General features: G+C 67.4%; 14 protein-coding genes. 4 read left to right on the top strand and 10 right to left on the bottom strand.

The features are described from left to right. Nucleotides 1-61 precede the first annotated feature (61 nt). The gene (locus tag GV161_RS17035; RefSeq protein ID WP_152017495.1) at nucleotides 62-964 is read left to right on the top strand and encodes a LysR family transcriptional regulator; all 903 of its coding nucleotides are present in this window, start codon (nucleotides 62-64) and stop codon (nucleotides 962-964) included. On the opposite strand, the gene GV161_RS17030 is transcribed toward GV161_RS17035, so the two are convergent. From GV161_RS17030 to GV161_RS17015, 4 genes are all read right to left on the bottom strand, one after another. Next, nucleotides 965-3,169, bottom strand: coding sequence for a 3-hydroxyacyl-CoA dehydrogenase NAD-binding domain-containing protein (locus GV161_RS17030; RefSeq protein WP_152016821.1), 2,205 nt, complete (start codon nucleotides 3,167-3,169; stop codon nucleotides 965-967). A gap of 11 nt (nucleotides 3,170-3,180) precedes the next feature. Continuing rightward, nucleotides 3,181-4,389 (bottom strand): acetyl-CoA C-acetyltransferase, encoded by a 1,209-nt coding sequence (locus tag GV161_RS17025; protein WP_152016820.1) that lies wholly within the window; start codon nucleotides 4,387-4,389, stop codon nucleotides 3,181-3,183. Between the two features lie 134 nt (nucleotides 4,390-4,523). Further along, the gene (locus tag GV161_RS17020; RefSeq protein WP_152016819.1) at nucleotides 4,524-6,320 is read right to left on the bottom strand and encodes an acyl-CoA dehydrogenase C-terminal domain-containing protein; all 1,797 of its coding nucleotides are present in this window, start codon (nucleotides 6,318-6,320) and stop codon (nucleotides 4,524-4,526) included. A 259-nt stretch (nucleotides 6,321-6,579) separates the two neighbouring features. Further along, entirely contained in the window at nucleotides 6,580-7,041 is a 462-nt protein-coding gene (locus tag GV161_RS17015) for a MerR family DNA-binding transcriptional regulator (protein ID WP_152016818.1), read from the bottom strand. A 354-nt stretch (nucleotides 7,042-7,395) separates the two neighbouring features. Here GV161_RS17015 and GV161_RS17010 point away from each other — a divergent pair, with 354 nt between their 5' ends. After that, the gene (locus GV161_RS17010; protein ID WP_152016817.1) at nucleotides 7,396-10,845 is read left to right on the top strand and encodes a tetratricopeptide repeat protein; all 3,450 of its coding nucleotides are present in this window, start codon (nucleotides 7,396-7,398) and stop codon (nucleotides 10,843-10,845) included. 36 nt (nucleotides 10,846-10,881) lie between these two features. Here the strand turns inward: GV161_RS17010 and GV161_RS17005 are convergent, their stop codons facing one another. Then, a complete protein-coding gene (locus tag GV161_RS17005) occupies nucleotides 10,882-11,046 on the bottom strand; it encodes a hypothetical protein (protein WP_159650281.1) in 165 nt (54 codons plus the stop codon). Nucleotides 11,047-11,080: 34 nt separating this feature from the next. On the opposite strand from GV161_RS17005, the gene GV161_RS17000 reads away from it, so the two are divergent. Beyond that, nucleotides 11,081-12,013, top strand: a complete 933-nt coding sequence (locus tag GV161_RS17000; RefSeq protein ID WP_152016816.1) for a sulfite exporter TauE/SafE family protein — start codon at nucleotides 11,081-11,083, stop codon at nucleotides 12,011-12,013. Next, entirely contained in the window at nucleotides 12,010-12,780 is a 771-nt protein-coding gene (locus GV161_RS16995) for a TIGR02186 family protein (RefSeq protein WP_152016815.1), read from the top strand. The genes GV161_RS17000 and GV161_RS16995 overlap by 4 nt, the downstream gene beginning before the upstream one ends. A gap of 59 nt (nucleotides 12,781-12,839) precedes the next feature. On the opposite strand, the gene glp is transcribed toward GV161_RS16995, so the two are convergent. The 5 genes from glp to GV161_RS16970 form a co-directional block, all read right to left on the bottom strand. Beyond that, nucleotides 12,840-14,090 carry a gephyrin-like molybdotransferase Glp gene (gene glp, locus GV161_RS16990; RefSeq protein WP_152016814.1) on the bottom strand — a complete coding sequence of 417 codons (1,251 nt, stop codon included), beginning with the start codon at nucleotides 14,088-14,090 and terminating at the stop codon, nucleotides 12,840-12,842. Between the two features lie 2 nt (nucleotides 14,091-14,092). Then, entirely contained in the window at nucleotides 14,093-14,623 is a 531-nt protein-coding gene (gene mobB, locus GV161_RS16985) for a molybdopterin-guanine dinucleotide biosynthesis protein B (protein ID WP_152016813.1), read from the bottom strand. Nucleotides 14,624-14,717: 94 nt separating this feature from the next. Beyond that, on the bottom strand, nucleotides 14,718-15,722 hold the full coding sequence (locus GV161_RS16980) for a formate dehydrogenase subunit gamma (RefSeq protein WP_152016812.1): 1,005 nt from the start codon (nucleotides 15,720-15,722) through the stop codon (nucleotides 14,718-14,720). A gap of 86 nt (nucleotides 15,723-15,808) precedes the next feature. Further along, complete coding sequence (gene fdh3B / locus GV161_RS16975) at nucleotides 15,809-16,405, bottom strand: formate dehydrogenase FDH3 subunit beta (RefSeq protein ID WP_110488212.1); 597 nt, start codon at nucleotides 16,403-16,405, stop codon at nucleotides 15,809-15,811. 14 nt (nucleotides 16,406-16,419) lie between these two features. Continuing rightward, entirely contained in the window at nucleotides 16,420-19,398 is a 2,979-nt protein-coding gene (locus GV161_RS16970) for a formate dehydrogenase subunit alpha (RefSeq protein ID WP_152016811.1), read from the bottom strand. Nucleotide 19,399: the final 1 nt, after the last annotated feature.

Below are 19,399 nucleotides of genomic sequence, written 5' to 3'. Positions count from 1 at the left end.
ATAAAGCCGGATAGGCTGACATGACTTGTCAGCCAGGGCGAACAATCGCATCGTCCCGGCCATGGACCGGATCGAGCTCTTCGCCACTTTCGCCCGCGTCGTCGAATGCGCCAGCTTCACGCGGGCGGCGGCGACGCTCGGCCAGCCGCGCTCCTCGGTCTCGGCGGCGATCCGGCTGCTGGAGGACCGGCTGGGGACGCGGCTGCTGCACCGCACGACCCGCCATGTCGCGCCGACGCAGGACGGGCTCGCCTTTTATGAGCGCTGCCTGAGATTGATCGCCGATGTCGAGGAAGCCGAGACGCTGTTCCGCAGCGCCAGCGACGGGCCGGCCGGCAAGCTCAGGATCGACGTGCCCGGCCGGATCGGCCGCCTGATCATCGCTCCGGCCCTGCCCGATTTCCTGGCACGCTATCCGGATGTCGCGATCGAACTCGGTGTCACCGATCGCGCCGTCAATCTGGTCGAAGGCAGCGTCGACTGCGTGCTTCGGGTCGGGCCACTCAGCGATTCCAGCCTGATCGCGCGCAATCTCGGCGAGCTCAGGCTGATCAATGTCGCGAGCCCGGCCTATCTCAAGCGAGTTGGGATGCCGGAAAGCCCGGAGGACCTCTCAGCGCATGAGGCCGTGCATTACGCCTCGCCCTCGACTGGCACGGTCGAGGACTGGCAATGGCTGGAGGGCGAGCGGCCGCACAGCCGGGCCATGGCCGGCCGGGTCACCGTCAACAGTGCGGAGGCCTATATCGCCTGCTGCCTTTCCGGGCTCGGGCTGATCCAGATCCCGGCCTATGACGTCGCCGCGCATCTCAAGGCGAGCGAACTGGTCGAGGTGATGCCGGAGCACAGGGCGGAACCGATGCCGGTCGCCCTGCTCTATCCGCACCGGCAGCATTTGTCGCGCCGCCTCAAGGTCTTCGCCGACTGGCTGGAGCCGCTCCTGAGGGAGCGGCTCTTCGCCTGATCAGGCCGCGGCCTTCTTCTCGGCGCTGCCGTAGAAGCTCTCGCCAGTCTTGGCCATGCGCTTCAAAAGCCGGTTCGGCTTGAAGCGCTCGCCATGCTTCTTCGCCAGCCCCTCGCAGAGCTTCACGAAGGCGGCCGCGCCCATATTGTCGATATAGGAGAGCGTGCCACCGCTATAGGGCGCGAAGCCGAAGCCGATGATCGAGCCGACATCGGCCTCGCGCGGATCGGTGACGACGCCTTCCTCATAGGTCTTGGCGGCTTCGAGCGCCTGCGTGACCAGGAGGCGGTGCTTCAGCTCCTCCATGTCGATCAGCTCGGGCTCGAGCTTGTTCTTGGTGAGCTCGGCAAGGCCGGGCCAGAGCCGCTTCGGGCCGGCTTCCGGATAATCGTAGAAGCCCTTCCTGTTCTTGCGGCCGAGGCGGCCATGCTTCTCGACCATTTCGTTGAGGAGCTTCTCCTGCGCCGGATCGACTGAAGCCTCGCCCAGCTGGGCCTTGGTCGCCTTCAGCACCTTGTAGGCGAGATCGACCGCGACCTCGTCATTGAGCGAGAGCGGGCCGACCGGCATGCCGGCCTGCTTGCCGGCAGCCTCGATCATCGCCGGCGGCACGCCTTCCATCAGCATGAGGTGGCCCTCGCGGATGTAGTTGCCGACGCAGCGATTGGCGTAGAAGCCGCGGGTGTCGTTGACGACGATCGGCGTCTTCTTGATGGCGCGGACGAAGTCGAGCGCCAAGGCGAGCGCCTTCTTGCCCGTCTTCTTCGCCATGATGATCTCGACCAGCAGCATCTTCTCGACCGGCGAGAAGAAGTGGATGCCGATGAAATTCTTCGGGCGCTCGCTGTGCTCGGCCAGGCCGGTGATCGGCAGCGTCGAGGTGTTGGAGCCGAAGATGGTCTTGGGGCCGACCACGGCCTCGACCTTGGCGATGACCTCGGCCTTGACCTTGGGGTCCTCGAACACCGCCTCGACGATGAGGTCGCAGCCCTTGAGGTCCGCATAGTCGGCCGAGGCCTTGATGCGGCCGAGCAGCGCGTCGCGATCGGCGGTCTTGGCGCGGCCCTTGGTGATCTGGTCGGTGACCAGCTTGTGCGAATAGGCCTTGCCCTTCTCGGCCGCCTCGATGTCGCGATCGACCAGCACAACCTCCAGGCCAGCCAATGCCGTGACATAGGCGACGCCGGCACCCATGAAGCCGGCGCCGACGACGCCGACCTTCTTCAGCTTGCTCGGCGGCACATCGGCAGGGCGGCGGGCACCCTTGTTGAGTTCCTGCATCGAGACGAAGAGCGAGCGGATCATCGAGGCCGCCTCCTTCGTCCGCAGGATCTTGGCGAAGTAGCGGCTCTCGACCTTGAGGGCGAGGTCCATCGGCAGCTGCAGGCCCTCATAGACCGCGCTGAGGATGGCGCGGGCGGCCGGGTAGTTGTCGTTGGTCTCGCGGCGATAGATCGCGCTGGCCGGCGGCCAGATCTGCATGCCGGCCGGCGAGTGGACCTTGTTCGAGGGCAGCTTGAACTTCGGGTCCTCCCAGGGCTGCTTGGCCTGCGGATTGGCCTTCAACCATTCCTTGGCGGCGGCGACGATCTGGTCGCGCGGCAAGACGGCGTGGACGAGGCCCATATTGCGAGCCGGCAGCGCCTTGATCTGGTCGCCCTTGAACATCATCTGCAGCGCGTCGCCGGTCTGCATCAGGCGCGAGACGCGCTGGGTGCCACCGGCGCCGGGGAACAGGCCAACCTTGATCTCGGGCAGACCGACGCGGGTCGAGGCATCATCCGAGACGACGCGGAGCTGGCAGGAGAGCGCGAGCTCGAAGGCGCCGCCGAGGCAGACGCCATGGATCGCCGCCGCGAACGGCTTCCCGCAGGTCTCGAGCTTGCGGTAGAGTTGGCTGAGCTTGCGGCTCTCGTCGAAGAAGCGCTGCATCGCGATCTGCTCGCCCTGCTCCTTGGCGAGCTTGACGTAGAGGTCGCGCAGGCCCTGCAGCATGGTGAGGTCGGCGCCGCCGGAGAAGGCTTCCTTGCCGGAGACGATGACGCAGCCCTTGATGGCTTCGTCGCCCGCGACCTTGTCGACGACCTGGTTGAGCTCTTCCATCACCTGCGGGGTGATGACGTTCATCGAGCGCTCGGGCATATCCCAGGTCAGGGTGGCGATGCCGTCGGCGTCGGTCTCGAAGCGGAAATTGACGAGGTTCATCGGCTCTCTCCTCAAACCCGTTCGATGATAGTGGCGACGCCCATGCCGACGGCGACGCAGAGCGTGACCAGAGCGGTCTGCTTGTTGGTGCGCTCGAGCTCGTCGAGCACGGTGCCGAGGATCATTGCGCCGGTGGCGCCGAGCGGGTGACCCATGGCGATGGCGCCACCATTGACGTTGAGCACGGCGTCGTCGATGTCGAAGGCCTGCTGATAGCGCAGCACGACCGAGGAGAAGGCCTCGTTCAATTCGAACAGGTCGATGTCCTTGACGCTCATCCCGGCCTTCTTCAGCACCAGTTCGGTGACGTCGACCGGGCCGGTCAGCATCAGCGCTAGATCGGAGCCGGTGGTGGCGAAGGCCTTGATGCGGGCGCGTGGCTTCAGACCCGCGGCCTTGCCGGCCTTCTTCGAGCCGACCAGCACGGCAGCGGCGCCGTCAACGATGCCCGAGGAATTGCCGGCATGGTGGACGTGGTTGACGAACTCGACATCCGGATGCGCCGCAGTCGCGACCGCATCGAAGCCGCCCATCTCGCCCATCTGGACGAAAGAGGCCTTGAGCGAGGCCAGCGCCTGCATGTCGGTGTTCGGACGAATGGTCTCGTCACGGTCGAGGATGATCAGCCCGTTGACGTCGGTGACCGGGATCACCGAGTTCTTGAAGTGGCCAGCCTGCCAGGCGGCCGCGGCGCGCTTGTGCGAGCGCACGGCATAGGCGTCGACATCGTCGCGCGAGAAGCCGTATTTGGTCGCGATCAGGTCGGCCGAAACGCCCTGCGGCATGAAATAGGTGTCGATCGCGACGGATGGGTCGACCGCGATGCCGAAGCCCGAGGCGCCCATGCCGATGCGGGACATGCTCTCGACGCCGCCACCGATCGTCATTTCCTTCTGGCCGGACATGACCTGCGCCGCGGCGAGGTTCACCGCGTCGAGGCCCGAAGCGCAGAAGCGGTTGATCTGCACGCCCGGCACTTCCTTGCCGTAGCCGGCTTTCAGCGCAACCGTGCGAGCGATGTCGGCACCGGCCTCGCCGACCGGATCGACACAACCGAAGACGACGTCCTCGACCAGCTTGGTGTCGAGGGTGTTGCGCTCCTTGAGGGCGCGCAGGGTCTGCGTGCCCAGTTCGATCGCTGTGACTTCGTGGAGCGAACCATCGGCCTTGCCTTTGCCGCGCGGCGTCCGGACGTGATCGTAGATGAAGGCTTCAGCCATCAAGGCCTCCCGGGCTGGCCGCAATTGCGGCTCGTTTCGGTCCCCGCCGTCATGGCCGGGCTTGGCCCGACCATTTCACGACGAGGCAATTCTGCAAGAGATGCCCGGGCCAGAGCCCGGGCTGAGATTCACGTTCAGAACTGCTCGGCGCTCAGCGCCATGGTGGTGTCGGAGCCGGAGGTGATCCGCGCCAGATGCGCGGCGGTCTCAGGCAGCGAACGCTCCATGAAGAAACGGGCGGTGACGAGCTTGGCGTTCATGCGCTCGGTCGCACCATTGGCGCCGGCCTTGAGCTTGTCCTGCGCGACCTTGGCCATCTTCGCCCACATATAGCCGAGCGAGACCAGGCCGAGCAGGTGCATGTAGTCATGTGCGCCCGCGCCGGCATTGTCGGGCTTGGCGAGCGCGTTCTGCATGAACCACATTGTCGCTTGTTGCAGGTGATTCAGCGAGACCTGGAGAGAGGCCAGCAGCGGCTTCAGCGCCTCGTCGCCCTCGTTCTCCTTCACGAAGGCACCGACCTCGTTGAAGAAGGCCATGATGGCGCGGCCACCGTCGCGGCCAAGCTTGCGGCCGACCAGGTCCATCGCCTGCACGCCGTTGGCGCCCTCGTAGATCATGGCGATGCGGGCATCGCGGACGAACTGCTCCATGCCGTGCTCGGCGATGTAGCCATGGCCGCCATACATCTGCTGGGCCTTCACCGCATTGTCGAAGCCGACATCGGTGAGCACGCCCTTGAGCACCGGCGTCATGAGGCCGAGCTGGTCGTCGGCAGCCTGACGCTCGGCATCGTCGCCGGAGCGGTGAGCAACGTCGGACTTGATCGCGTTCCAGATGACGAAGGCGCGCGCGGCCTCGTTGAAGGCCTTGATCGACATCAGCGTGCGGCGCACGTCCGGATGGACGAAGAGCGGATCGGCCGGCTTGTCGGGGTTCTTGGAACCGGTCAGCGCCCGGCCCTGCAGGCGGTCCTTGGCGTAGGCGACGGCGTTCTGATAGGCGACCTCGGACTGGGCCAGCCCCTGGATCGCGACACCGAGGCGGGCCTCGTTCATCATCACGAACATGGCGTTGAGACCCTTGTTCTCGGTCCCGATCAGCCAGCCCCTGGCCCCGTCATAGTTCATGACGCAGGTCGAGTTGCCGTGAATGCCCATCTTGTGCTCGATCGAGCCGCAGGAGACGTGGTTGTTCGCGCCGACCGATCCGTCAGAACCGACCTCGTTGCGCGGCACGACGAAGAGCGAGATGCCCTTGACGCCGGCAGGGGCGCCCTCAATGCGAGCGAGCACGAGATGGATGATGTTCTCGGTGATGTCCTGCTCGCCGGCCGAGATGAAGATCTTGGTGCCGGTGATAGCATAGGAGCCATCGCCGTTCGGCACGGCCTTGGTCTTGATCAGGCCGAGATCGGTGCCGCAATGCGGCTCGGTCAGGTTCATCGTGCCCGACCAGATACCCTCGGCCATCTTTGGCAGATAGGTGCGCTTCTGCTCGTCAGAGCCGTGGACATAGAGCGCGGCCATAGCGCCCATGGTAAGGCCCGGATACATGGCGAAAGCCATGTTCGCCGACGAAGAGAACTCGTTCATGATGGCGCCGAGCGTGTAGGGCAGGCCCTGGCCGCCGTATTCGGGATCCATCGCGAGCCCGACCCAGCCGCCGGCGGCGTAGGCTTCATAGGCCTGCTTGAAGCCCTTCGGCGTCGTCACCGAGCCGTCGGCATTGCGCTTGCAGCCTTCCTGGTCGCCAGAATGGTTGATCGGCTGCAGCACCTCCTCGCAGAGCTTGGCGCCTTCGCCGAGCACGGCCTCGACCAGGTCCGGCGTCGCCTCGGCAAAGCCCGGGAGGTTGTTGTAGCGCTCGAACTGGAAGACGTCGTTGAGCAGGAACAGCGTGTCCTCGACAGGCGCCTTGTAGACCGGCATCGCATCCCTCCCTGGCGTTTCGTGCAGCCTTCGTGACGAAGCTTGCCGGCTCGATATGACAGCGGCGCTTCGAGATAGTTCATATATAAACTATCTAGTCGCAGCTTGCCAAGGGGCCAGCCCACTTTTTCTTCCGGACAGCGTAGTCGGGAGAGATTGGCGCGCCGCACGCGGTACGTGCAAACGAAAAATGCCCCGAACCGGCGAGGGTTCGGGGCATCGTGATCGTAGCGGCTGCCGGTCTCAGGACCGGGCGGCTTCAGGCGTCGAGGCGCGCGAGCGTGGCTTCGAGCTCGGCAATAGCGGTCTCGATCTCTGTGCGCTGGCTGCGCAGCAATTCGAGCTGCTCGGCGATCTGGCTGCGGCTGAGCTGCAGGCCGCCGACCGAGGCGGACGGTTCCTTGCCCTTGAGCTCCTTGCCTTCCTCGTTGGCGAGCATGGCGCGAATCTCGACCAGGGTGAAGCCGAGCTGCTTGCCCTTGAGGATGAGAGCGAGCCGGGCGCGGTCGCGCCCGGAATAGATCCGGGTCAGGCCGGAACGGGCCGGCGCAAGCAGGCCGCGCGATTCGTAAAAGCGCAGCGTGCGCAGGGTGACCCCGAATTCGCGGGCGAGGTCGCTGATGGTGAAGCCATCGGCTTCGGCGGGATTCGTGGTCTGCGGGGAGGCGGAGCGGCCGTCGTGACTTGGTGTGGCCGCCAGAGCTGAGCTTTGGCGCGGCATGTCTGATCCTTAAGGTTGCGAAGCGGGGACGGCTACCCACTGGAGGGCGCCCCTGCGTTGCCGGCAATGTAGGCGCGACGGCTCCCTTACGTCACGTCGTTAGCTGCCGGCCGGGGGTAAGTTACCGTTATGCCCGGCCCGGGCAACCTCCCCCGACAGGCGTTTCCAGAAAATTAACGTCCGGCCCCGCGATCTTAACGCTCTATTTACCGTGACGGCCAAAAGTCGCTGCCGTGGTCTCCAGTATCGTTCGCATCAACCCGATGTTCATGATTGCCGAGATCGCAAAGGCGCCGCCGCCTGAGGGGGCTGCGAGCGCCTTTGGTCGAGATTGCCCCTCGAGGCGAGCGTGACATGGCGACCAGCCTGCCCTGGAGCGTCAAGGGCGTCGATCCGCGCACACGCGACGCGGCGAAGGCGGCCGCGCGCCGTGCCGGGATGACGCTCGGCGAGTGGCTCGACAACAAGATTCGCGAAGAGGCCGGGGAGCCGGAGACCGTCGCACAGGACGCCGAGGAGCAGGACATCGCCGCGCTCTCCGAGCGCCTTGCCCGCCTCTCCCAGGGCGGCATGCAGACGGCTGCGGCCCCGCAGGCCGCCCCAGCCAGACCCGAGTTCACGCGCGACCGCATGGACGCGTTCATAACCCAGGCCGCCATGGCCGAGCGCCTGACGCGCGACAGCAATGCGCGCACCGCAAGCGCTCTCGACTCGATCGCGCAATGGATGGAGCGCACCGAGGGCCGCCTGTCGCATGGCGAGCGCGCCACGGTCGAGCGCCAGGAGCGCGCCACCGCCGTGATCGCCGACGCGATCAAGACGATGGGCACCCGCCTCAGCGACATCGAACGCCGGGCCGAGGACGTAAGCCGCAGGCCGGCTGTGCCACCCCCGCCCCCGCCGCAAGCCACGCGCCCCGTCGTGCTCAGCCGCGACGGCCTCGCCGCCGCCGTGTCCGACATCCGCTCGCGCCAGCGCGCCCTCGACGGCGATGCGCGCGCCGCAGCCTTCGAGCGCCCTGCCGCTGCAGCCTTTGAGCGCCCTGCCACCGCCGCACCGACGCTCGCGAGCCTGCGCGAGGATCTGCGCCAGCTGAACGATCGCATCGCCCCGGCCCAGCCGGCGATGCGGGTCGAGGAGCAGCGCGCCGCCTACAAGCCGCTCGAACGGGCGATCAGCGAGCTTGGAGCCAGGCTCGACCGCCTCGACGGGCGTGAACGGCTCGACCCCGTCCTGAAGCCGCTGGCGCGGATCGAGGCCGAGATCAGCCGCCTGTCCGACGGACGCTCACAGGAAAGCTACAATCGCTTCGAGCTCGAAGTCGCCCATCTCGCCGCCAAGGTCGATGCGCTCGCCGCACGCGGCGGCGACCGCCAGATGATCGCTCCGATCCTGAACGAACTGGCCGAGTTACGAGAGATCGTCTCCACTCCGGACGGCCGGCGCTTCGACGACCTGTCGCTGCAGCTCAACGCGCTGACCTCGGATGTCGGGCGCCTGCGCGACGACACCCGCGACCTGCGCAGCCTGTCGCTGGCGATCGAGGATGTGCGCGAGAGCCTGCACACCGATCGCCTGCGCGAGCGCACCGGTGACAGCGCCCCGCTGCTGGCCCTGTCGCGCCAGGTCGAATCGCTCGCCCAGAAGCTCGACTCGCTGCCGACGATGAAGACCTCGGTGATCGACGGGCAGGTCGACCAGCTCGTCGCCCGCCTCGGCGAACTCGACGCCATCGGCCGGCCGGCCTCCAACGAGCTCGCCGGGCGCATCGAATCGCTGGTGATCAAGCTCGAAGACCTGGCCGACCGGCCGCCAAGCCGGCTCGAAGACCGGATCGAGACGCTGACCGATCGCGTCGAGCAGCTCGCCGCGTCGAGCAGGCTCGCCCAGATGGTGGACGATGGCGGCGCGCCCCTCGCCCGGGTTGATATGCGCCCGGTCGAGGACATGCTGCGCGGCCTCGCCGCCAAGATCGACGAGGCCGGCCGGCCCGGCGCCGGCTCCGATTCCTTCGATGCGCTCGAGCGCCAGATCGCCGGCCTGACCCAGCGGCTGGACCAGCAGGCCGCGACCCGCTCGGCCGAAAACGGCATCGAGCGGACGCTGCAGGACCTCGTCGTCCATCTCCAGGGCATGCGCGAGGACACCACAGCAGCGGCCGAGCGCGCGGCGCGCGCCGCCATGGCCGACCTGCCGCCGTCTCGCGGCGCCAGCCTGTCGGAGCTCAGCGACCTGATGAGCGGCCTGCGCGAGACCCATGTCTCGACCGGACGCGAGACCCAGGATGCGATCGGCGCCGTGCACCGGACGCTGGAGACCATCATCGGTCGCCTCGGGGATCTCGAAGCCGAGCTGGGCGACGACCGGCGCGGTGGCGCACCCACGCCGCGCGTGCGCACTCCCGCTGCCGCCGACGAGATCAGGGCGGTGGCTCCCGCCATCCCGATGGCCGAGCGCTTCGCCGCCGAGACGCGCCTGCCGCGCACCGGCGGGCTCGACCTGCCGCTGGAGCCGGGCTCCGGCCGGCCGCGTCCCGAGGCACCCGCCCCACAGGGCAATGATCCGCAGGCCGTCCGCCAGAGCCTGATCGCCGCGGCGCGTCGCTCTGCCAAGGCCGCCAGCGACGCTGCGGCGACCAACCCGGCCGCGACCGAGACGACCAAGCCCGGCAAGGCGGCCAAGTCCGCCTCCGGCAGCGGGCGCCTCAAGGAGATTCTCGAAAAGCGCCGGCGGCCGCTGCTGCTCGGCCTCGCCGCGCTGGTTCTCGCGATCGGCGCCGCCCAGGTCTTCTCCAGCAGCCAGCAGGGCAGCGCCAAGAAGCAGGTGGTGAACGAGAGCAGCAGCCGGACCGAAACGACCCGGCCCGCCCCCGCCGAAGCTCCTGCGGCCAAGCCAGCCCCGCAAGGGGCCCCGACCGAGCCGGCGGCACCGCCGGTGAAGGACCAGAGCTCGGCCCTGCCGCCGCTGCAGATCGGCACGACGCCGGCGCAAGCCGCCGTTCCCGCGCCGGCCCAGACGGCGAGTGCCGAGTCGCCGCCGCCGGCAGCCTCCGTGCCCTCCATGGTGGCCTCGCTGCCGCTGCAGAGCCCGTCCGAGGCGGTCGAGACCGTCACCGGCATCGGCGAGCTGCCGCCGACCGCGGGCACTACCGGCCTGCGCAAGGCGGCGCTCGCGGGCGACGCCCGCGCCGTCTACCAGATCGCGGCCCAGGCGGCCGACGGCCCCGGCAACCGCGACCCGAAGCTGGCGCTGCGCCTGTTCGAGCGCGCCGCCGTCGCCGGTCTCGGGCCGGCGCAGTTCCGCCTCGGCAACATGTTCGAGAAGGGCATCGGCACCAATCGCGACCCGGCGCTGGCCAAGGTCTGGTATGGGCGCGCCGCCGAGCGCGGCAACGCCAAGGCGATGCACAATCTCGCAGTGCTCTACGCCGAGGGTGCCGGCGGCAAGCCGGACTATGCCACGGCGACCGACTGGTTCCGCCGCGCCGCCGAGCACGGCGTGCGCGACAGCCAGTACAACCTCGCCATCCTGCTCGGCCGCGGCCTCGGCGCTCCGGCCGATCTTAGCCAGTCCTATCGCTGGTTCGCGATCGCGGCCGCCCAGGGCGACGAGGATGCCGGCCGCAAGCGCGACGAAGTGGCGAGCCGGCTGCCGGCCGGTGATCTCGCCGCCGCCAAGGCAGCGGCGGAGAGCTGGAAGCCGAAGCCGCTGGAAGCGAACGCCAACGAGGTCACGCAGCCGCCCAAGGGCTGGGACGAGCCGCCGGTCGCCGCCAAAAAGCCGGCCAAGCCGAGCCGCGGCTGAGCTTTCGGTGCAGGCCGGACCTGCACCGAAAGCCACTCAAAACTGCACAAATTGAAAAGGTTTCCGCTGTAGCATCACCGCTACGGCGTGATTTCCGTTTGGCCGGTCGCGGCCGAGCAGCAGAAATTCGTGCCGGCTCAGCACGTCGGGCATGTTCTCGTCGCAAAAGTCGTATCCACTTTTGCGGCTCATGCCCGACATGGGATGGCATCGACGGCCGGCAAGGTTTGGAAGCGTGCAGATCTATCTCCCGATCGCGGAACTGCCGATCAGCATTTTCCTGGTGCTCGGGCTGAGCGGCGCGGTCGGCTTCATCTCCGGCCTGTTCGGCGTCGGCGGCGGCTTCCTGCTGACACCCTTGCTGATCTTCCTCGACATCCCCCCGGCCGTCGCGGTCGCGACCGTCGCCGCGCAGGTCGCCGGCTCATCGATGACGGGCGTGCTGACCTACTGGCGACGCAACGCGCTCGACTTCAAGCTCGGCGGCATCCTGGTCTCGGGCGGCATAGTCGGCACGATCCTGGGCGTGCTGTTCTTCAACTCGATGCGGCGGCTCGGCCAGCTCGAGCTGGTGATCACCCTGGCCTATGTCACGCTCTTCACCTGTATCGGCGGGTTGATGCTGTTCGACGCGGTGCGCGCCGCGCTGCGCGACCGCAGGGGCAAGCCGGCCCGCCGCCTGCGCGAGGCCGGTTCGCACCCGCCCTGGATGGGCCTGCCGCTGCGCATGCGCTTCCCGCGCTCCCAGCTCTATGCCAGCGTGATCCCGATCGCGGCGCTCGCCGTGATCATCGGCTTCATCGGCGCCGTGCTCGGCGTCGGCGGCGGTTTCATGCTCGTGCCGGCGCTGATCTACTTCTTCCGCATCCCGCCGGCCGTGGTGGTCGGCACCTCGCTGTTCCAGATCCTGGTCACCATGACCGGCGCGACGGTGTTGCACGCCGTCACCAACCAGTCGGTCGACATCATCCTGGCCATGCTGCTGCTGGTCGGCGGCGTCATCGGCGCGCAGTTCGGCGGCCGGGCAGCGCGCAACCTCAACGTCTCGTCGTTCCGGCTGCTGCTGGCGCTGCTGATCCTGTCGGTCGGCCTGCGCTTCGCGGTCGAGCTCTTCCTGCCTCCGAGCGAGCCCTATTCGGTGGTCGTGCCGGAAGGAGCGCAGCGATGAGACGCGCGGCGCTCGCCCTCATAGCGGCCTGCCTCGCGGCCCTCGCTGCCCTCCCCGCGAAGGCCGAGGCGCTGATCGCGGCCCTGTCGACCCACCGGATCGCGATCGCCTCCAACTTCACCGGCGACCAGCTAGCGGTGTTCGGCCTGGTCGAGCGCGATGGCCGTTCCGTCGCGCGAGCCGACCCCTACGACATCGTCGTCACCGTCCGCGGCCCGCGGCGCATGCTGATCGTGCGCGAGAAGGAGCGCGTCGGCCCGCTCTGGATCAACCGCACCCAGCGCCGCTTCCCGGACCGCTCGATCTATCTCTCGGTCGCGACCAACCGGCCGATCAAGGAGATCCTGTCGGAAGAGGCGGCGCGGCGCGACAAGATCGGCCTGGCCAATGCGCAGCGCACACCGACGGGCTTCGACTTCGAGCTCGATATCGCCCGCTTTCGCGAAGCGCTGATCCGGACGCTCGAAGGCAAGCAGCTCTATGGGCTGGACGAACGAGGCGTGACCTTCCTGTCACCGGCCCTGTTCAGCTCGCAGATCAAGATTCCCGCGATCGCGCCGACCGGCCCCTATGAGGTCGAGGTCCTGCTCTATGCCGGCGGCTCGATCCTGGCGCGCCAGACCACCAATTTCGAGGTGGTGAAGACCGGCGCGGAACAGCGCATGACCTCGGCCGCGCATGACCGGCCGCTTCTCTACGGCCTGGCGACCGTCACGGTGGCGCTGCTGCTGGGCTGGCTGGCGACGGTGATCTTCCGACGCGACTGAGTTCTGGATTGGGCATCAGGTTGCTCCGAAAAGTGGATTCCACTTTTCGGCCCGATGCTTCAGCCCGTCAGAATCTCATAGGCGAGGAAGGGCACGATCGTGCCTTCCGCCACGCTCGTCAGTTCGTCGGCGAGCTCGACCAACCCGTCGGTCTCGGTCAGCGAGGTCAGCACGCCTGCGCCATCGCGTGGATGCTTGCGCGCCACGGCGATGCCGTCCGGCCCGAAGGCCAGTGAGACACGGACATATTCGCGCCGACCCGCCTTCTTCTTGTAGGGAAAGCCGAGCCTGACCGGCAGTCCAGGCAGCCTGATCGGCTGCGTGCCCGAGAGGAGCGCGATCACGGTGCGGGCAACGAAGGCAAAGGTGACGAAGACCGCGACCGGATTGCCGGGGAGACCGATGAAGGGCGTGCCGGCGACCAGCCCCATCGCCACCGGACGGCCGGGCTTGATCGCGACACGCCAGAAGGCGAGCTCGCCGCCGCGCTCGACCGCCGCCTTGACGTGGTCCTCCTCGCCGGTGGAGACGCCGCCCGAGGTCAGGATCAGGTCGCAGCTTTCCGCAGCCTGGAGCAGTCGTGCGGCGAGGCTCTCCGGCTCATCCTTGAGGATGCCGAGATCGACGATCTCCGCTCCGGCGCGGGCGACGAGCGCGCGCAGCAGGCTGCGATTGGCATCGTAGATGCCGGCCGGCGGCAGTGCCGTGCCAGGCTCGTTGAGCTCATCCCCGGTCGAGAAGATCGCCACGCGGACGCGGCGGCGCACTAAAACCTCGGTCAAGCCGAGCGCGGCGAGCAGCGCCAGATCCTGTGGGCGCAGGCGCCGGCCGGCGGCGAGCGCGACGTGGCCGCGCGGCAGGTCTTCGCCCGCCGGCCGGGCGTTGGCGCCACGCTTCAGCCCTGGCGGCAGGATGACCGCGCCGGCATTCAGCGTGACGTCCTCCTGCATGAAGACGGTATCGGCACCCGCCGGCATCGGCGCGCCGGTAAAGACGCGCACGGCCATTCCCGCCGTCGCGACGCCGGCGGCGTCGGCGCCGGCCGCAACCCGGCCCGAGAGCGGAAGCCGCGTTTCCCCGGCCGCCAGATCGGCGAAACGGACGGCATAGCCATCGACCGCCGAATTGGAGAAGGGCGGCAGGTCGAGCGGCGCGACGACATCCGCGGCCAGCACGCGCCCATCTGCCACAGCGAGCGGGATCGCCTCGATGCCGGTCACCGTCGCGATGCGCTCGGCGGCATGTTCGGCCGCCTGCTCGATCGTCAGCATCGGCCCGAAGGCGTCGGCATCCGCGCTGAGCTGCGCCATCGTCAGAAATCCTCTTTCACCCGGGCCAGCACCGCGTCGAGCGGCTGCGCATTGGCGAAGAGACAATCGGCGATGGCGGCGACGTCGTCGAGCCCGATCACCGGGCGACCGGCATCCGGAAAGGCGGTGTCGCTGGCGATCGCGACGATGCTCGGATCGTCCGGATGCAAGGGTGGCTTGCCATTGGCGGCGCGGTAGACCTCGAGCTTGGCATGCGGATCGCGCTTGAAGCCTTCGACGAGAACGATATCGACCGGAGACAGCCGCGCCAGCAGCTCCGGCAGCGCCGCTTCCGGCTCGTCGCGCAATTCGTGCAGCAGCGCCCAGCGCTTGGCCGAGGAGATCAGCACCTCGGAGGCGCCGGCCTGCCGGTGCGCCCAGGAATCCTTGCCGGGCGTGTCGAGATCGAAGGCGTGATGGGCGTGCTTGATCGTCGAGACCCTGACGCCGCGGCGATTGAACTCCGGGATCAGCTTTGTGAGGAGCGTCGTCTTGCCGGCTCCGCTCCAGCCCGCCAGTCCGATCACGCGCATCGACAACGACATCCTCAAAAACACAAAGCCGGGCGCGAGACGCGCCCGGCTGTCATCGTGCAAATGCCGTCAGCCGGTCAAGCGCGGCAAAAGCTCACTCCGCCGGCTGCAGCTTGCCGTCATGGACGTGCCCCTTCTTCATCTCCTCGGCGACCCAGAGCGAATGGTGCTCCCTGGCCCAGTTGAGATCGACCTCGCCGGAGCCCATCGCGTCGAAGGCGCCCTCCATGCCGACGGTGCCGATATAGATGTGGGCGAGGATAGCGGCGATCATCAGCACGCCGACGATGCCGTGGACCACGTTCCAGAATTGCAGGTTGAGCACGCCGCCGGCCGTCGCGGGGAAGAGCAGATAGATGCCGGAGACCGAGAGCGCTGCACCGCCGAGGACGACGGTCCAGAACACGATCTTCTGGCCGCCATTGAAGCGCTTCGCCGGCGGGTGGCCCTTGCCGACGATGCCGCCGCCGGCCGCAAACCAGCGGACGTCGATCATCGACGGGATATTGTCCTTGATCCAGACCAGGAGCATCAGGGCGATGCCGAGCATGAACGGCCAGGCGAGATAGTTATGGGCCCATTTCGCCGCGATCGAGATATTGGTGAAGGCCTCCGGGCCGATGAGCGGCAGCAGCAGCGCCTTGCCGAAGGTGACATTCAGACCCGACAGCGCCAGCACGATGAAGCAGGCGGCGGTGAGCCAGTGCATGAAGCGCTCGAAGCCGTTGAAGCGCGTCAGGGTCTGCCCGGACGGGCCACTCTCGATCCGAATGCGGCCGCGAATGAGGTAGAAGGCGATCAGCACGATCAGCATGCCGAGCACGGAAACCGCGCCGATCTTGGTCATGGTGTTCTGATGGAAGGCGCGCCATTCGCGCCCTGCCGGCCGCTCCAGCGTCGCCGCCTTGGTGTCGGGAATCGTGATGCGGCCCTGCAACTCGGCCGAGGGGTTACCCTTCAGCGCGTCGAGGAACTGCTTTTCCTTGACCGAGTCGGCGGTCGGATTGACCTGCTGGGCCGTGCCGGGCTGAGCAAAGCCGACCGCGACGGCCAGTAGCAGCGCCGTGACCAGGAAGCGGAGATGAGCGCGGAGCGACATGGCGGCATCCTTTGCGAAGGCGGTATCGACCTAGGGAGAAACGCACCCGACCCTTTTCGAGTCGTGATGCGCCCCCCTCCCCCAGCTCAGATCGTGATGGTTTCCCGGTAGGCCGTCTGCCAACCCCAGGCTCCCGAGCCGTAGCCGCGCTTGACCACCCGTTCCTTGTAGATCTGCGCGATCACCTCGCCGTCGCCGGCGAGGAGCGACTTGGTCGAGCACATCTCGGCGCAGAGCGGCAGCTTGCCTTCGGCAAGACGGTTCGAGCCGTATTTCTGGTACTCGGCCGGCGAGAGGTCGACCTCCGGTCCGCCGGAGCAGTAGGTGCACTTGTCCATCTTGCCGCGCGAGCCGAAGTTGCTGACCTTCGGATATTGCGGGGCGCCGAACGGGCAGGCGTAGAAGCAGTAGCCGCAGCCGATGCACAGGTCCTTGTTGTGCAGCACCACCGCATCGGCCGTGGTGTAGAAGCAGTCGACCGGGCAGACCGCGGCGCAGGGCGCGTCGGTGCAGTGCATGCAGGCCATTGAGACCGAGCGCTCGCCGGGCTTGCCGTCATTGATGGTGACGACGCGCCGGCGGTTGATGCCCCAGGGCACGTCGTTCTCGTTCTTGCAGGCGGTGACGCAGGCGTTGCACTCGATGCAGCGGTCGGCGTCGCAGAGGAATTTCATCCGGGCCATGGTTCAGTTCCTCCTCACGCCGCCGCGATCTGGCAGAGCGTGACCTTGCCTTCGTGCATGGCGGTCACGGGGTCGTAGCCATAGGTGGTGATCGTGTTGACGGACTCGCCGAGCACGATCGGATCCAGCCCCTTGGGGTAGTTGCCGCGCTGGTCGACGCCCTGGAAGAAGCCGCCGAAATGGAAGGGCATGAAGGCCGCGCCCTTGCCGACCCGCTCGGTGACCAGCGCCTTGACCCTGGCCTTGGAGTTGTTCTCCGGGCCGGTGACCCAGACCATCGCACCGTCCCTGATGCCGCGCTCGGCCGCATCCGCCGTGTTGATCTCGACGAACATGTCCTGCTGCAGCTCGGCCAGCCACTTGTTCGAGCGCGTCTCCTCGCCGCCGCCCTCGTATTCGACGAGGCGGCCGGAGGTCAGCACGATCGGGAACGACTTGGCGATGCCCTTCTCGACCGCCGCCTTCTGCACGGAGGTGTGCAGGTTCGGGATGCGCAGCGTGCGTTCGTCCGGCCTGGCCGGCCATTTCGCCACGAGATCGACGCGCGGCGAATAGATAGGCTCGCGGTGGACCGGCACCGGATCAGGCAGATTCCAGGCATTGGCTCTGGCCTTGCCGTTGCCGTAGGGCACGCAGCCATGCTCCATCGCGACGCGCTGGATGCCGCCCGACAGGTCGGTCGACCAGGAGACGGTGTCGATCGTGTTGCCGCCGATCCAGGAGATCGTCGCCAGCTCCGCCGGCGTCAGGTCCTTGTCCCAGCCGAGCTTCTTCAGCACCCCCATGGTGAACTCGGGGTAGCCATCCTTGATGTCCGAGTTCAGCGAGTAGGAGCCACCCTCGGCGAGCAGGGTGTCCTCGACCTTGCTGCCATCGGGCAACGTGCGCTCGCGGGTGAGGCCGAAACGCGGGCGGAAGGTGCCGCCGCCATCCTTGGCCGCGAGCGAGGTATTGTAGAGGATGTGCGTGCCCGGGTGCTTGTATTCGGGCGTGCCCCAGCACGGCCAGGGCAGGCCGTAGAAATCGTTCTCGACCGGCGAGCCCTTGGCGCCGCGCAACGTCACGATGTCGAACTTGTCCTGGTTCGCCATGTGCAGCTTCAGGCGCTCGGGCGACTGACCAGTATAGCCGGTCGACCAGCCGCCGCGGTTGATCTCCCTGAGGATCGATTCAGCCGTCGGCTCCAGCCCGATCTTGCCCTGAACCATCTCGTAGGGCCGGAACATCTCGGTGGCGAAGCCGAGCTTCTGCGAGAATTTATAGATGACCGCATAGTCGCTGGCGGATTCGAAGATCGGTTCGACGACCTTCTCGCCCCATTGCACCGAGCGGTTGGAGCAGGTGCGCGAGCCCGAGGTCTCGAACTGGGTGCAGATCGGCAGGATGTAAGTGCCGTTCTTGCGCCCGCCGAGCGAGACGAAATTGGTCGGGTGCGGATCGCAGACCACGAGCAGCTCAAGCTTCTCGAGGCCTTTCACGGCATCGGGCATGCGCGGGATGGTGTTGCCGCCATGGCCCATGACGAACATGGCCTTGAGATTGTCCTTCTGATCGACCTGCTCGGCCGGCAGATTGGCTGCATCGAACCAGCGGGTCGAGGTGTGGCCAGAGGTCTCCATGTTCTGCTTGCGGGTGCGTGCAGCGCGGCCGCCCTTGGCCGGAACCTCGTCAAAGCGCGAGACGAAATAGTCGTAATCGACGCCCCAGACGCGGGCCCAATGGCGCCAGGCGCCTTCGACCAGGCCGTAATAGCAAGGCAGGTTCGAGATATCCAAGCCGAAGTCGGTCGCGCCCTGGACGTTGCAGTGGCCGCGGAAGATGTTGGCGCCGGTGCCGCGCGCGCCGACATTGCCGGTCGCCAGCAGGAGCGTGCAGATGGCGCGGACATTGGCCGTGCCGACCGAGTGCTGGGTCACGCCCATGCACCAGACGAAGGTCGCCGGCTTCACCGTGGCGAAGGTCTGGGCGACGCGCTTCATCTGCTCGCCGGGGACGCCGGTGATGTCCTCGACCGTCTTGGGATCGTATTTCTCGACCTCCTTGCGGACGTCGTCCATGCCGTGGACGCGCGCCGCGATGAAGGCCTTGTCCTCCCAGCCGTTCTTGAAGATGTGCCACATCAAGCCCCAGATCACCGCGATGTCGGTGCCGGAGCGGAAGCGGACATAATCGGTGGCGTGCGCCGCAGTGCGGGTCAGGCGCGGATCGAAGACGATGACGTTGGCGCGCTGCTGCTCCTTGCCGGTCAGGATGTGCTGCATCGAGACCGGATGCGCCTCGGCCGCGTTCGAGCCCATGAACAGCACGGTCTTCGAATTGCGGATGTCGTTGTAGGAATTGGTCATGGCGCCGTAGCCCCAGACGTTCGCGACGCCCGCGACCGTGGTCGAGTGGCAGATGCGCGCCTGATGGTCGACGTTGTTGGTGCCCCAGAAGGCTGCAAACTTGCGGAACAGGTAGGAGCCTTCATTGGAGAACTTGGCCGAGCCGAGCAGATAGACGGAATCCGCGCCGGACTTGGCCCGGATCTCCATCATCTTGTCGCCGATCTCGTTGACCGCCTGGTCCCAGGACAGGCGCTGCCATTGCCCGTCGACCAGCTTCATCGGGTACTTGATGCGGCGGTCGCCATGGACGAGCTCGCGCACCGAGGCACCCTTGGCGCAATGGCTGCCGCGATTGATCGGGCTTTCCCAGGCCGGCTCCTGGCCGACCCAGACGCCGTTGTTGACCTCGGCGCGGACAGTGCAGCCCACCGAGCAATGCGTGCAGATGTTCTTGACGACCTTGGTGCCGGTGGCCGGGCCGAGCTCGGCGGCCTCGGCCTTGCGAACGGCGCCGATCTGCAGCGCGCCAGCGGCCGCGACACCGCCGGCGACCAGGCCGGAGCGGCGCAGGAAGGAGCGGCGATCCATCACGCCGGAGGCGAGGCCTCCAAGGGCGCTCTGCAGGCGGCCGCGCTGGACGTCGGCGGATTTACGCTTGATCAGCATG

The organism is Bosea sp. 29B, from assembly GCF_902506165.1.
Lineage (GTDB): Bacteria > Pseudomonadota > Alphaproteobacteria > Rhizobiales > Beijerinckiaceae > Allobosea.
Note: the sequence above shows the minus strand (reverse complement) of the source record. Positions and strands in the feature narration are given on the sequence as shown.